This is a genomic window from Micromonospora sp. CA-246542 (genome assembly GCF_050942905.1).
In the GTDB taxonomy this organism is placed as follows: Bacteria; Actinomycetota; Actinomycetes; order Mycobacteriales; family Micromonosporaceae; genus Micromonospora.
This window is the reverse complement of sequence record NZ_CP192040.1, coordinates 640,626-654,496: the sequence shown is the minus strand read 5'-3', so window position 1 is coordinate 654,496 and position 13,871 is coordinate 640,626. Positions and strand designations below refer to the sequence as shown.

The 13,871-nt window shown below is 71.3% G+C and carries 10 protein-coding genes; 5 read left to right on the top strand and 5 right to left on the bottom strand.

Annotated features, from left to right (window positions below; translation table 11 throughout):
• Positions 1-3: 3 nt before the first annotated feature.
• Both ACQP0N_RS03145 and ACQP0N_RS03140 read right to left on the bottom strand, forming a co-directional pair.
• Positions 4-1,071 carry a DUF2855 family protein gene (locus ACQP0N_RS03145; RefSeq protein WP_433117411.1) on the bottom strand — a complete coding sequence of 356 codons (1,068 nt, stop codon included), beginning with the start codon at positions 1,069-1,071 and terminating at the stop codon, positions 4-6.
• Between the two features lie 67 nt (positions 1,072-1,138).
• Positions 1,139-2,353: a PP2C family protein-serine/threonine phosphatase gene (locus ACQP0N_RS03140; RefSeq protein WP_433117409.1), complete on the bottom strand. Its 1,215-nt coding sequence runs from the start codon at positions 2,351-2,353 to the stop codon at positions 1,139-1,141.
• A gap of 284 nt (positions 2,354-2,637) precedes the next feature.
• On the opposite strand from ACQP0N_RS03140, the gene ACQP0N_RS03135 reads away from it, so the two are divergent.
• Positions 2,638-3,438, top strand: coding sequence for an RNA polymerase sigma factor SigF (locus tag ACQP0N_RS03135; protein ID WP_433117407.1), 801 nt, complete (start codon positions 2,638-2,640; stop codon positions 3,436-3,438).
• A 6-nt stretch (positions 3,439-3,444) separates the two neighbouring features.
• Here the strand turns inward: ACQP0N_RS03135 and ACQP0N_RS03130 are convergent, their stop codons facing one another.
• The gene (locus tag ACQP0N_RS03130) at positions 3,445-4,476 is read right to left on the bottom strand and encodes a medium chain dehydrogenase/reductase family protein (RefSeq protein ID WP_433117405.1); all 1,032 of its coding nucleotides are present in this window, start codon (positions 4,474-4,476) and stop codon (positions 3,445-3,447) included.
• Between the two features lie 96 nt (positions 4,477-4,572).
• A complete protein-coding gene (locus ACQP0N_RS03125) occupies positions 4,573-5,115 on the bottom strand; it encodes a TetR/AcrR family transcriptional regulator (protein ID WP_433117403.1) in 543 nt (180 codons plus the stop codon).
• 151 nt (positions 5,116-5,266) lie between these two features.
• On the opposite strand from ACQP0N_RS03125, the gene ACQP0N_RS03120 reads away from it, so the two are divergent.
• The gene (locus tag ACQP0N_RS03120; protein ID WP_433117401.1) at positions 5,267-6,133 is read left to right on the top strand and encodes an oxidoreductase; all 867 of its coding nucleotides are present in this window, start codon (positions 5,267-5,269) and stop codon (positions 6,131-6,133) included.
• 226 nt (positions 6,134-6,359) lie between these two features.
• Here the strand turns inward: ACQP0N_RS03120 and ACQP0N_RS03115 are convergent, their stop codons facing one another.
• The gene (locus ACQP0N_RS03115) at positions 6,360-7,901 is read right to left on the bottom strand and encodes an MFS transporter (RefSeq protein WP_433117399.1); all 1,542 of its coding nucleotides are present in this window, start codon (positions 7,899-7,901) and stop codon (positions 6,360-6,362) included.
• Between the two features lie 107 nt (positions 7,902-8,008).
• On the opposite strand from ACQP0N_RS03115, the gene ACQP0N_RS03110 reads away from it, so the two are divergent.
• The 3 genes from ACQP0N_RS03110 to ACQP0N_RS03100 all read left to right on the top strand — a co-directional run bounded on the left by ACQP0N_RS03110 (position 8,009) and on the right by ACQP0N_RS03100 (position 13,853).
• Complete coding sequence (locus tag ACQP0N_RS03110) at positions 8,009-8,488, top strand: winged helix-turn-helix transcriptional regulator (RefSeq protein ID WP_355049105.1); 480 nt, start codon at positions 8,009-8,011, stop codon at positions 8,486-8,488.
• 525 nt (positions 8,489-9,013) lie between these two features.
• Entirely contained in the window at positions 9,014-10,264 is a 1,251-nt protein-coding gene (locus ACQP0N_RS03105; RefSeq protein ID WP_433121383.1) for a DUF222 domain-containing protein, read from the top strand.
• A 574-nt stretch (positions 10,265-10,838) separates the two neighbouring features.
• Positions 10,839-13,853: a S8 family serine peptidase gene (locus ACQP0N_RS03100; RefSeq protein ID WP_433117397.1), complete on the top strand. Its 3,015-nt coding sequence runs from the start codon at positions 10,839-10,841 to the stop codon at positions 13,851-13,853.
• Positions 13,854-13,871 lie beyond the last annotated feature (18 nt).

Here is a 13,871-nt window from a genome sequence, read left to right as displayed (position 1 = left end):
CGGCTAGAACTGGACGACGTGGCCCACCCGTGGGGGCGTACGACCGGCGAGGACGTCGAGCCAGGCGTCCCGCAGCGCCTCCGGACCGTGGCCGACCCGCACGTCGAGCCATCCGCTCACCTTCGGGACGAACCGCTGCCAGGCGTCGGTGAACCGCGCGTCGAGCCCGTCGCGCCCCCAGTCCCTGCTGCGCTTGCGCATCTGCACGGGCGCGAAGAAGACCTCCCCGGCGGCGTCGGCGTTGGGCGTCTGGGTGGTGAGCCCGACGGCGATGTCCCGGACGAGCCGGTCGCCGAGGTGCGCACGGAGGGCGGCCCGGGTCGTGGGCGCACCGGACAGGTCGAGGTACGCGGTGTCGACCACGTCCAGGGTGTCGATCGCGTCGTACGGGACGACGTCGTCGTAGCAGCCCAGTGACCGCGTGAAGGCGACGTTGCCGGGCGAGGTGAGCCCGATCAGGCGCGCGCCGCGGCCGTGCAGTTCGCACGCGGCGGCGTACGCCGTCTTGCTCGACGCCGACGACAGCACCAGCGACCGCGCGCCGTAGAAGTCGTTGTCGACCACCTGGTCGGCCAGCATGAAGGAGGTGAAGAAGAGCGGCCGGAACAGGATCAGCAGATCCTCCTGCTCGGCCCGGTAGGCCGGGTCGCCGTTGGTCGCCCGGTACGCGTTGTACGGCGAGGGCAGATCGGCGCGGTGCGGGCTCGCGTCGCGGAACCCGGACGCGTCCACCCGGTCCGGCCGGACCACCAGGTGGGCGGCGGACGGTAGATAGCCGTAGACCCGTTGGCCCACCTCGACGTCGGCGACCGTCGACGCGACCACCTCGGCGAATCCCCACAGCGGCACGAGCCCCCACTGTGCGTCGAGCCCGCGCGGGCCGGGCGGGAAGAACTCCCAGTAGCGCATCGCCCCGCCGAGCACCGCGTAGGTCACGTTGTTGGCGGTGATGCCGACGCGGTCGACGCGCAGCAGCGCCGCGCCATCGGGCAACTCGGGCACGTCGCCGTCGGTGAGCGTGGTCCGGGAGAGATCGTCACGGGCCACGGCGAAGGTCCACGAGTCAGCCATGCTGTGACGCTAGACAGCCTCCGAATCCCAGACAAGTGCACTGGGAGTGCAAAATCCCACTCGACGGTCAGGGGTGGGGCGCGGTGACGTGGCGCAGGTGCCCCAGCGGCAGGTGCTGCGGCTGCCACTCCAGGATCAGGGCCGTCGCGTCGTCGTCGAGCTGCTCGTCCTGGTAGGCGAGGACCGCGCGCACCAGCCGCCGCATCGTCTCCGGGCTGGGCAGGCTGTCGTTGAGGGCACGGTTGACGAAGTCGACGAGCCGGTCCAGCCCGAACCGCTCCCCGTCGGCACCGCGCGCATCGGTGATGCCGTCGGTGTAGGCGAGGACGCGGTCTCCCGGGTGCAACTCCTCCTCGTACACCCGGGGCCGCCTCTTCGACAGGTGACCGAGGCCGAGCGGCAGCGCGGTCGGCCCGGGCAGCTCCCGGATCGCCTTGCCGTCGCGCAGCAGCATGGCGCCGGGATGACCCGCGTTGATGAGCCTGAGCCGGCCGGTCCGCCGATCCAGCTCGGCGAGCAGCGCGGTCGCGAAGTAGTTCGGGTGCTCCGAGCGCACCCAGCGGTCGATGCTGATGGCCGTGTCGACGAGGTCGAGGCCGGATCGGCGGGCGTTGCGGTACGCGCTGACCACCAGTGAAGCCAGGCTGCTCGCCTTGATGCCGTGGCCACAGGTGTCGAAGAGCCCGATGCTGAGCACGTCGCCGTTCAGCGCGTAGTCGAAGATGTCCCCGCCGACGTCGTAGCACGGTTCGAGGATCGCGGTGATCACCAGATCGTCGGTCGCGAAGGTCAGCGGCGGCAGCAGTCCCCACACGATCTCGGCGGCGACCTGCATCGGAAGGCGGCGACGCATCCGCTCGACGACATCGCCGTAGAGCCGGCGGTTCACCAGAACCTGGGCGACGTTGACCGCCAACTCCCAGGCGGGCCCGTCCAACGCCGGGTCACCCGCGGCCGGCGACACGACCTCCAGGACACCGAGCCGCTCACAGCCGAGCAGCAGAGGCACCCAGAGCCGATCCGGGGCCTCGGCGGCTCGCTGCACGTCGAGGGTCGTGAACGCCCGACCGGCCAGGGTCGTCTCGATCGTCAACTCGTCCCGGATCAGACCGTCGCCCAGCATGGGCACGAGGCAGGACTGCGTGTAGTCGGCCAGGTAGATCACGATCTCGGTGGCGCCGATCGCCGGGGCCGCCCGGGTGACGAGGAGCGACAGCTCGTCGGGCCCTCCCCGGGGTGCGTTGAGCTGTAGCCAACGCGCCGCGTCGCCGACGTCGACCACGTTCCACCTCCCCGTGTCCTGACCACCCTAGGAGCCCGGAGGCGAACTGCCAATGTGCGCCTGACCTCCCTCTACCTTCACCCACTCATACTTTCGGCTAGTAATGGCTCGAACTTTCGGGTAACGTCGGGGCCGGCACGTGAACGACATGACGCGGTGGCGAGGCCCGGGTTGTGGCCCCTCCTCGACAGCGCATCCGTCCGTCCATGCGCTCCGGCGGCAGCCGGTTCGGATCTCACTCCGGTCGACCTCGTTGATGGGCACCCGTGGAGAGGACCAGTCCCATGGTCACCACTGTGGAGCACACGACCGGCACCGGCACCACCCGTCGGAGCACCTCCAACACGGAAGATCTCATCCTCGAACTGGTCACCACCCCGGCCGACGATCCGCGCCGACCGGCCCTGCGCGACCGCGCCATCGAGGCGTGGATGCCGCTCGCCCGCCACCTGGCCCGCCGTTACTCCGGGCGCGGCGTGCCCGACGATGACCTGACGCAGACCGCCATGGTCGGTCTCGTCAAGGCCGTCGACCACTTCGACGCCGCCCGCGGCGTCGACTTCAGTGGGTACGCCATCCCCACCATCGCCGGCGAGATCAAGCGATACTTCCGGGACCGCACCTGGGCCGTACGGGTTCCTCGCCGCCTCCAGGAACTCCGGCTGTCGATCAGCGCCGCCAACAGCACCTTGACCCACACTCTGGGCCGCTCGCCGACGGTCGCCGACATCGCCACCCACCTCGACGTCTCCGAGGAGGCCGTGCTGGAAGGGCTGGAGGGGGCCCGGGCGTACCGGACGACGTCCCTGTCCGCGCCCATGGGCGCCGACGGAACCCTGGAACTCGGCGACACCCTCGGGGTGGACGACCACGAACTGGACCTCGTCGACCTCCGCGTCGCCCTCGCCCCGGCGCTCGCCACGCTGCCCGACCGCGAGCGCCGGATCCTCAGCCTCCGGTTCCACGGCAACCTGACCCAGGCCCAGATCGCCGAGCGGATCGGCGTCTCCCAGATGCACGTCTCCCGGCTGCTCACCCGGGCGCTGGCCACCCTGCGCGGACACCTCGCCGAGTACGCCGACTGAGCCGGTTCAGGGCTCCAGCACCACCTTGCCCGGCCGGGTGCGGGCCTCCGCGAAGGCCAGCGCGGCGGAGACCTCGGTCAGGGGATAGCGGGCGGCGATCTGCGGCACGAGCACGCCCTGCCGGAGCAGGTCGAGCACGCTGCCGAGGTCGGCACGCAGCCGCCGCCGGAACGCCGCGCCGCGCGTGCGACTGCCGGCCCAGAAGTTGTAGAAGCCGACCCGGTGGCCGTTCGGCAGGGCGTTCCAGGTGTAGAGGCGGGCCAGCAGCTTGACGAAGACCCAGACGATCGACCGTGCGGCACCGTTGGCCGACGCGTTGCCGTAGACGACGAGCGTGCCACCGGGGGCGAGCAGCCGGTACGAGGTGCGTACGCCCGGTCCGGCCACCGGATCGAAGACGGCATCGACACCGTCGGGAGACAACTCCCGGACACGTGCGGCCAGGTCCGGGGTGCGGTAGTCGAGCGGTTCGACGCCGAGCGCCCGTAGCGCCTCGTGGTGTCGCGGGGCCGCGGTGCCGATGACCCGCAGCCCGAGGTGGCGTGCGAGTTGGACGAGGACCGTCCCCACACCGCCGTTCGCGCCGTGCACGAGGATGGTCTGCCCGGCCCGCAGCCGGGCACCGTCCAGCATCTGCCAGGCGGTCACCCCGTTCACGACGACGGTCTCGACCGCAGCCGGATCCAGGCCGGGCGGTACGGGCGTCAGGTCGTCGACGGCCACCACGGCGTGCGTGGTCCAGGCGCCGGTCTTGGTGACCACCGCGACCCGGGTGCCGACCAGCGAGCCGTCCCCTCCCGGCCCCACCGCGCGGACGGTGCCGACGAGGTCGTAGCCGGGTACGAACGGAAACGCCGGCTGACCCGGGTAGAGGTCCCGGCGCATGCTCTGCTCCGCGTACGAGATTCCGGTTGCCTCGACCTCGACGAGCGCCTGGCCGGCGGCCGGTACGGGCATGGAGCGTCGGTTGATCTGGAGCCCGTCCGGCTCCACCACGCCGGGCAGCACCACTTCGGTGATCATTCCGCTGCTGGTCATCGCTTCTCTCCTTCGATGATGTTTGTGAGTGTGCACTCACTCATATTTCGGGTGGAAAAGGTGGGCCGCCGAAGCGGCCCGCGGTGGGACGTGGAATCAGGGGTGGTCGATACCGGCGGTCAGCGCCCGGGCCCACGGCTCGGGCACCTGCTCCAGGCCGGCCGTCACGATCAGGTGGCAGAGCTGGCCGTACGCGAAGAATTGCTGCACCTGGGCGTCGCCGGCGCCGGACCGGTTCTGCACGAAGGTGGCGACGCGCTTGTAGCCGGCTCGCACGGCCGCGGCGACCTCGGGGACGTCCGTGACGGCCTGCGCCTGCACCTGGAGCAGCAGGAGATCGCGGTCGGCGATCAACTCGGCGTAGGCGCGGCCCATCGCGTCCAGGATCTCGTCCGGGCCGGCGTCGCCGGCGCGCTCCGCACCCATCTCCAACGCCGCGACGATCCGCTCGAAGCACGCCTCGGCCGCCGCCACGAACAACCCCAGCTTTCCGGCGAAGAGCCGGAAGACGTACGCCTCGGAGATACCGGCGGCGGCCGCGACCGCGGTGACCGGCGTGGCGTGGAAGCCGGTACGCGCGAAGGCCGACACGGCGGCGTTCAGAACGACGGCCCGACGGGCCTCGGCGGTGGATCGCATGTTTGTAAGTGTGCACTCACAAACAACGCTGCGTCAAGCTTATGTCCCGGGCTGCGTCACTGCCAGGCACACCTTCGCCCTGGCAGTCGGGCGGAGACCGAAGGAGAGTCGTAGTGCGCATAACCGCTACCACAACGGATAGAGGGATGACATGAGCGACAACCTTCCGGGCGGCGCACTGACTCCCGCCGACGGCCTCACCCTCAGCCGGATGGGCTACGGCGCGATGCAGCTCGCCGGCCCGCACGTCTTCGGCCCTCCGCGCGACCACGCGCAGGCTCTCGCCGTGCTCCGCGAGGCGGTCGACCGGGGCGTACGCCACATCGACACCAGCGACTTCTACGGCCCGGTGGTGGTCAACGAGCTGATCCGCGAGGCGCTGCATCCGTACCCCGACGATCTGCACCTGGTCACCAAGGTCGGCGCGCGGCGCGGCGACGACGCCTCCTGGCTTCCCGCGCTCCGACCGGACGAGCTGAAGGCCCAGGTCCACGACAACCTCCAGCACCTCGGCCTGGACGTCCTCGACGTGGTCAACCTGCGGGTCGGCGTGGCCGAGGGCACCGGCGACGATCCCCTCTCCGAGCAGTTCGGCGCCTTGGCGGAGCTGCGACAGGAGGGGCTGATCCGACACCTGGGGCTCAGCAACGTCACGCTCGCCCAACTCGACGAGGCCCAGGCCATCGCCCCGGTGGTCACCGTGCAGAACCTCTACAACCTCGCGAACCGCCAGGACGACCCGCTTGTCGACCGGTGCGCGGCGGAGAACATCGCCTTCGCTGCGTTCTTCCCCCTCGGCGGGTTCACGCCGTTGCAGTCCGACACACTCAACGCCGTGGCCGACCGGGTGGGCGCCTCGGCGCAGCAGGTCGCCCTGGCCTGGCTGCTGCAGCGCTCCCCCGCCATGGCGCTGATCCCCGGCACGTCGACGCTGGCACACCTGCGGGAGAACCTCGCCGCGGCCGACCTGACGCTGCCGGCCGACGCGATCGAGGATCTGAACACGATCGGCGACTGATCGGGGGCCGGGCGCTGGCGCGTACCCCCGGCTCGTGCTTGTGGGACGGCGGCCCGCCGCCGGCCCGGCGCTCACGCGGCCCGCGCCCGGCGGCGGACCGGCCGAGCCGGCGATCACGCGGCCCGCGCCGGCGCCGGACCGGCCGGCGGGCGCTGATCCGCCCGGCGCTCCAGCGCGGCCGGCTGGCGTTGATGCCAGCGGCCGCTGGGCGCTGGCGCGGCCGGCGTCAGTGCTGGTGGGGGCGGTTTCGGATGAGGGTGAGCGCGAGGACGGCGGTGACGAGGAAGACGATGCCGCTGACCCGCAGACCGGCCTGGACTCCGGAGGTCATGGCCTCCGCGAGCGCCGAGCGGACCGGTTGGGGCAGCGGCTGGTCGCCGGTCGCGCCGGCGGCGACCGCCGCCTGCACGGCGCTCCGGGTGGGTTCGCCCACCTGGTGGGCGGCGAGGCGGTCCGGCAGGTCGGCCGCCATCGTGGTGGTGAGCAGCGTGCCCAGCAGGGACGAGCCGAGCACCGAGCCGACCTGCCGTGAGGCGTTGACCGCGCCGGAGGCCATGCCGGCCTGGGCGGGAGCCACGCTGGCCAGCGCCGCCGCCGTCGCCGGCGCCACCACCAGACCGCTGGCGGCGCCGAACAGCACGAACAGCGCCCAGCGGTGGTCGAACGTCGTGGTCGGGCCCTGCGCCGCCAGCCCGAAGGCGGCCACCGCGCCGAGCACCAGGCCGAGGGTGAGCGGCGCCTTGAATCCGGTACGCCGGATGGCCCGCCCGGCGGCGAAGGCCACGAGGACGTACGCGCCGAAGAGCACCAGCATCCGCCAGCCGGTGTCCAGCGGACTGAGCGCCTGGGCGCGTTCGTGGAAGAGGACGAGCAGGATCGCCACACCGGTGAAGCCGAACAGCGACACCGCGGCGACGACCATGACGGCGCTGAACGACGCCGAACGGAACAGCCGTACGTCGAGCATCGGCGCGCTGGCGCGCAATTCGATCAGCACGAACGCGACGAGCGCGACGGCCGAGACGATCCAGGCGGTCGACACGACTCCGCTGGTGTAGCCGTCCCGTCCGCCCTGGATCATGGCGTAGACGGCGGCGGCGATGGCGACGGTGCCCAGCAGCAGACCGGGCAGGTCGAGTCGGCCCGCGCTGGGCCGCGACTCGCCCACCCCGATCGCGGTGACGACAAGGGTGACCACGCCGAGCACGATCGTCGACAGGTAGACGCTGTGCCAGGAGTGCTGACGCAGCAGCGCACCGGCGATCAGCGGGCCGATCGCCAGACCGATGCCGGAGGCGGCGGACCAGGCGGTGATGACCTCGGTACGGCGGTGCGGGTCGGTGAACGTCGCGCCGAGGATCGCCAGACTGTTCGGCAGGATCAGGGCGCCGCCGAGGCCGGCGACCAACTGCCCGACGATCACCCAGCCCACGGTGGGCGCGCTGGCCACGGCGACGCCACCGGCGATCATCGCGAGGATGCCGGCGCCGAACATGCGCCGGCGCCCGTAGCGGTTGCCCAGGGTGGCGGCGGACAGCACCAGGCTCGCCACGACCAGGGTGTAGGCGCTGGGGATCCAGATCACGGTGGTGGGATCGACCCGGAGGTCGGCCTGGATGGTGGTCAGGGCGGAGACCGTGGCGGTGATCTGGAGGAACGTGATCATCGCGCCCAGGCACATGGCGATCAGGGTCACCGGGCGGGAACCGCGAACGGCCGCGCGGGTGCTGACGGCAGGGCCGCTCGGGGCCGTGCTGCTGGTGGTCACTGGACGTCCTCGGGTCGAAGGTTAGCTGACTTATGTATTGCTAAGCCAGGGTAACTCCGGATGATCTACCTGGCTAGCGTCAACGCAAGCCAGGTAAGCTGGACCACATGGAGGACCTACGAAACGACCGCGAATCCTGGTCGATGGAGAATTGCTCCGTCGCACGAGCGATGGACATCGTGGGCAGCCGCTCGACCATCCTGATCATGCGTGAGGCACTGCTCGGCACCCGACGGTTCGACGACTTCGTCCGCCGCGTCGGAGTCGGCGAGCCCGCCATGGCGGCCCGACTCAAGGAGATGGTCGCCGCCGGCCTCCTCGAACGGATCCCCTACCGGGAGCCGGGCCAGCGCACCCGCCACGAGTACCAACTCACCCGCAAGGGCCACGACCTGCTGCCCGTCATCACCGCGCTGCGCAACTGGGGCGACACCTGGAGCGCCGACGAGGCCGGCCCCGGCATCCGCGCCACCCACCACGACTGCGGCGAGCCGGTCCGCGCGGTGCTCCGCTGCGCCGCCGGGCACGACGTCGAAGACGGCGAAATCGACATCACCGCGGGGCCGGGCCTGATCCGCCGACAGTGACGCCTGCGCCAGGCCTACCGCCGCTACGCGGGCCGCTCCGAGCGGTAAGGGCGGTCGGGCCGCTCGGGGCGGTCGCGGCGGTAAGGCGGTCAGGCCGCTCGACGCGGTCAGGGCCAGTCCGCGCGGTCAGGGCCAGTCGGGGCATAAGGCGGTCGGGCCGCTCGGGCGGTGTGGGCCAGTCGGCACCAGTCGGCACGGTCAGGGCCAGTCGGGGCGGTCAGGGCCAGTCGGGGCGGTCAGGGCCAGTCGGGGCGGTCAGGGCCAGTCGGGGCGGTCAGGGCCAGTCGGGGCAGTCAGGGCCAGTCGGGGCGGTCAGGGCCAGTCGGGGCGATTCGGGCAGTCGGGGCGGTTCGGGACCACTGGCCCCGGCGGTGCGACGGTCAGGCGGTCGGCGCGGCCGGGCGGTCGTTCGGCGTGGTCGGGGCAATCAGGCAGCCGTTCGGCGCGGCCAGGGCGATCGGGCATCGGGCATCGGGCATCGATCTTGGTCGTAGAATTGTCGTACAGGTGTTCTATTCTCAGGTCATGTTGGAAGGGTTGACGCAGGCAGAGGCTGTGGTCGCGGCCTGCGCCGACACGACGGTCTGGGCCCTCCCCGCAGACGATCTCATCGCCGCGCTCGACGCCGCACACCGCATCGAGCAACGCCTAGCCGCCGTCAAACTGACACTGATTCGAGAGTTGGACGGCAGGGGAACGGCGATCGCTCAAGGCGCGTCGTCCACGGCGATATGGCTGCGCGAACGCCTCCACCTCACCAACCCGACGGCCCGCCGCCTCGTCGATCTCGCCAGCACCCTCGACGCCGGCCACCCCGCGGTACGACAGGCACTGGCCGACGCCGACATCACGCTCGACCAGGCTCGGGTCATCATCGACACCGTCACCGCCGTTCACGCTACCGCCGGCCCGGAAGCCGCCGACAAGGCCGTCACGGTGCTCGTCGACTGGGCCGGGCAATTCGAACCCACCCTGCTGCGCAGACTCAGCACCCGCATCCTCGACCACGTCGCGCCCGAGACCGCCGACGCCGCCGCCAAGGCCGCCCTCGACGCCGAAGCCCGGCGCGCCGCCCGCGACCGCCACGTCAGCCTCTCCACCCTCACCGACGGCCGCCTCCGCCTCACCGGCACCCTCGACGCCGAAACCGCCGGCCTGCTCCGCGCCGCCATCGATCCACTGACCGCACCAACCGGCCTCGACGACACACGCAGTCCCGGCCAGCGCCGCCATGACGCGCTCGCCGACATCTGTCGACTCGCCCTGCGCACCGGAGAGCTGCCCACCAGGGGCGGCGACTCCGCTCAGCTCGTCGTCACCACCGCCTATGACACGCTGACGCGGCAGCTCAGCGCCGGCTTTCTCGACACCGGCCCCACGCTGACCCCGGATGCAGTGCGTCGCCTCGCCTGCGACGCCGCCATCCTGCCCACCGTCCTCGACAGCGCCGGACAGGTCCTCGACGTCGGTCGACAACGTCGCCTGATCGCCGGGCCGCTGCGCCGGGCGCTCGTCCTACGTGACCGTGGTTGCGCATTCCCCGGCTGCGACCGCCCACCGCGCTGGTGCGACGCCCACCACATCAGACACTGGGCAGACGGGGGCGAAACCAGCCTCGACAACGCCGTCCTCCTCTGTGGCCACCACCACCGCCACATCCATCACAGCGACTGGCACGTCCGACTCGGCGGTGACGGCCACCCAGTATTCGTCCCACCTGCGTGGCTCGATCCCGAACAAGTCCCACGCCGCAACCACTACCACCGACGCAGATAAGCCAACCCGTCCGACGAGCAAGACCTTCAGCAGGCGAACCATGCCCGCGACCAGAAGCGCCCGTGCGCAGAAGAGGAAACAGGCACGCCACGGACAGTTTGCGGGATGCGCGGAGACGGCACGGGCACGCACGGGCACGGGAACGGGCACGCACGGGCACGGGCACGCACGGGAACGGGCACGCACGGGAACGGGCACGCACGGGAACGGGCACGCACGGGCACGGGCACGCACGGGCACGGGCACGCACGGGCACGGGCACGCACACAGGCATCCGGCGCGAGCACGAACACAGGCAGCGCCCGGCACGAGCACGACCAGCGGAAGCGGAAGCAGCGGCAGCAGCAGCGGAAGCGCCGTCGGAAATGACGCGCAAAGTACCCGTTACGTTACGAGCTTGTTTCCAAGATGACAGCGAGGTTACGAAGGCTTCTGGAAGATCGGCGCCGATCCTACGTTTCGGCCACCGTCATCAGTCGTGACGGCCGGCACCGAACGTGGAGGCAACGACGTGCCACAACCGATCACACATCGGCCCGGACGGACCAGACGCGGCGTCGGCATGCTGGCCGCCGTGGCGCTGACCGCGGCCGGCCTGACCAGTCTGCCCGGTAGCGCCACCGCCGCCCCGACCAGCAGCGGCCCGACGGCCCGTTACCTGGTCCAGCTCGCCGAGGAGCCGCTGGCGACGTACACCGGTGGGGTTCCGGGGATCGCGGCGACGAAGCCGGCTCCCGGCGGCAAGCTGAACCGCACCTCCGGCAGCGCCAACGCCTACCGCGAGCACCTACGGCAGCAGCGCTCGGCCGTCCTGGCCGGCGTCGGCGTGCCGGCCGACCGCACCCGGGTCACCCTGGAGACCGCGTTCAACGGCTTCGCCGCGGACCTGACCGGACCGCAGGCGGCCCGGTTGCGCGCGACGCGCGGCGTGCGGGCGGTGTACGAGAGCCGCACGGTGCACGCAGCCACCTCGCACACACCCGACTACCTCGGCCTCACCGGGAAGGGTGGGGTGTGGAAGCAGGAGTTCGGCGGGGAGTCGCGCGCCGGTGAGGGCGTCATCGTCGGCGTCATCGACAGCGGGTACTGGCCGGAGAGCGCGAGCTTCGCGGCGTTGCCCACGCCCCGGCCGGACCAGGCGATCATCGACGCCAAGTGGAAGGGCACCTGTGATGTCGGCGTCGAGGCACCGGTCACCTGCAACAACAAGGTGATCGGTGCGCGCTGGTACAACGACAGCGGCATCGCCGACGCGTTCCCGGACGACTACGCATCGCCCCGGGACCGCAACGGTCACGGCACCCACACCGCCAGCACCGCCGCCGGTAACCACGGCGTACGGGCGACGCAGGGCGGCCGCGACCTCGGCATGATCTCCGGCATGGCGCCGGCCGCCCGGCTGGCGATCTACAAGGCGCTGTACGACAACGGCGCCGGCTCGGCGTCCGGTACGGACATCGACATCGTGCACGCGATCGACGACGCGGTCGCCGACGGCGTGGACGTGATCAACTACTCGATCGGTGACGACAGCGAGCAGTTCGGCGCGGTCGACGCGGCGTTCTTCAACGCGGCGGCCGCCGGGGTGTTCGTGGCGGCCGCCGCCGGCAACTCCGGCCCGTACCCCAACACGGTCGACAACTCGACGCCGTGGGTGACCACGGTGGCCGCGAGCACCACCGACCGGCAGAACAACCGGACGCTCACCCTCGGCGACGGCACCCGGATCACCGGGGCGGGCCTGGGTGACACCGGTGTCGGGCCGGCGCGGCTGGTCTTCGCGCGGGACAGCGCGCTCGACCCGGACGGCGCGTACGGCGCGGGTCTCTGCGCCGACGACACGCTGGACCCGGCAAAGGTCAAGGGCGCGATCGTGCTCTGCCTGCGCGGCGAGATCCCGCGTACCGACAAGAGCGTCGAGGTGGCCCGGGCCGGCGGCATCGGGATGGTGCTCTACAACGACGAGCTGAACTCCCTCAACGCCGACGTCCAGACGGTCCCGACCGTGCACATCAACGAGGTGGACCTGGCCACGGTCACCGCGTACGTCGCCAAGGGCAACCCCACGGCGACCATCTCGCCGGCCAAGTTGGAGATCGTCGAAGCGCCCTCGGTCGCCGCGTTCTCGTCGGCGGGACCGTCGAACCTGAACGCCGGCGAGTTGCTCAAGCCGGACATCAGCGCTCCCGGCCAGGACATCGTGGCGGCGTTCTCGCCGTCCATCGGCGGGGAGGACTTCGCGCTGGAGTCCGGCACCTCGATGGCGGCGCCGCACATCGCCGGTATCGCCGCTCTGCTCCTGGCCAAGCACCCCGACTGGTCGCCGGCGGCGGTCCGCTCGGCGCTGATGACCAGCGCCACGGACAAGACCGACAAGGGCAACCCGATCAAGATCGGCACCCGGGACGCCACCCCGCTCAACTACGGGGCCGGTCAGGTCAAGCCGGGCGGCGCCTTCGACCCAGGCCTGGTGTACGACTCCGACCAGCGGGACTGGATCAGGTACCTCTGCGGGGTCTCCGCCGACCGTGGCGGCGACTTCGGCCTCGGCGACCTGGAGGGCTGCGACACCACGGGCGCCATCGACACCGCGCAGCTCAACTACCCGTCGATCGCGTTCGGCCGGATGGTGGGCAAGCAGACGGTCACCCGGACCGTCACCAACGTCGGCGACAAGACCAGCACCTACTCCTCCTCGGTGCAGGCCCCGCCGGGTTACAAGGTCAAGGTCACCCCGGCGAAGATGCAGATCCGTCCCGGTAAGTCCGCCCGCTTCAGCGTGGAGGTCACCAACACCGGCGGCCCGTTCGACACCTGGGCCGACGGCTCGCTCACCTGGAGCGACCAGTTCAAGCACCGCGTACGCACCCCGGTGATCGTGCACAACTCGGGGCTGGTCGCCCCCGACGCCGTCGTCGGCAAGGGGACCTCCGGCAGCGTTTCGATCGCCGCCGAGGTCGGCTACAAGGGCAAGCTGATCTCCCAGCTCTCCGGCCTGACCTCGGGCACCGGCACCGCGGTGACCCTCAAGGGCGACGGGCCGAGCTGGGACTGGAGCACGTCGGACAACCTTCCGGTCCCGCTGCCCGCCTCGATCAGCAGGACCACCCTGCACGTGCCGTCCGGCACCCGCAGTCCACTCGTGCAGGTGACCTCGGCGCGGCCCACCTGCTCCCACATCGACTGGGACGACGAGGAGGGGGTGATGGAGTGCACGGAGTTCAGCCTCAACGTCTACGACAAGGACGGGAAGTTCGTCACCGCCACGGCCAGCGGCCGTGACGGTGCCAAGGTGACGCTCCCGGACGGTGCCGGCGACTACATCGTGGTCGTGGAGCAGGAGTTCACCGAGAACATCGCGGACGAGACCAACGCGTACACCATCACCAGCTACCTGCCGGGCGCGCCGGGCACCTCGACCGGCCGGTCCACCATCGACCCGGAGCAGCGCACCGTGCAGCCGGGCGCGACGGCGAAGCTCACCCTCCGCTGGTCGGGGCTCCTGCCGGGGCGGCGTTACATCGGGGTACTGGAGTTCCGCAACGGCGACGGGTCGCTCAAGACCGTGCCGGTCACCGTCCAATCCTGACCTCGGCGACGGCCCGGC

Excerpts from the sequence above, each read along its gene's own strand:
- ACQP0N_RS03145 (WP_433117411.1), bottom strand. The coding sequence starts at position 1,071 with ATGGCTGACTCGTGGACCTTCGCCGTGGCCCGTGACGATCTCTCCCGG.
- ACQP0N_RS03135 (WP_433117407.1), top strand. The coding sequence starts at position 2,638 with ATGGTCACCACTGTGGAGCACACGACCGGCACCGGCACCACCCGTCGG.
- ACQP0N_RS03110 (WP_355049105.1), top strand. The coding sequence starts at position 8,009 with ATGGAGGACCTACGAAACGACCGCGAATCCTGGTCGATGGAGAATTGC.
- ACQP0N_RS03105 (WP_433121383.1), top strand. The coding sequence starts at position 9,014 with ATGTTGGAAGGGTTGACGCAGGCAGAGGCTGTGGTCGCGGCCTGCGCC.
- ACQP0N_RS03130 (WP_433117405.1), bottom strand. The coding sequence starts at position 4,476 with ATGACCAGCAGCGGAATGATCACCGAAGTGGTGCTGCCCGGCGTGGTG.
- ACQP0N_RS03120 (WP_433117401.1), top strand. The coding sequence starts at position 5,267 with ATGAGCGACAACCTTCCGGGCGGCGCACTGACTCCCGCCGACGGCCTC.
- ACQP0N_RS03125 (WP_433117403.1), bottom strand. The coding sequence starts at position 5,115 with ATGCGATCCACCGCCGAGGCCCGTCGGGCCGTCGTTCTGAACGCCGCC.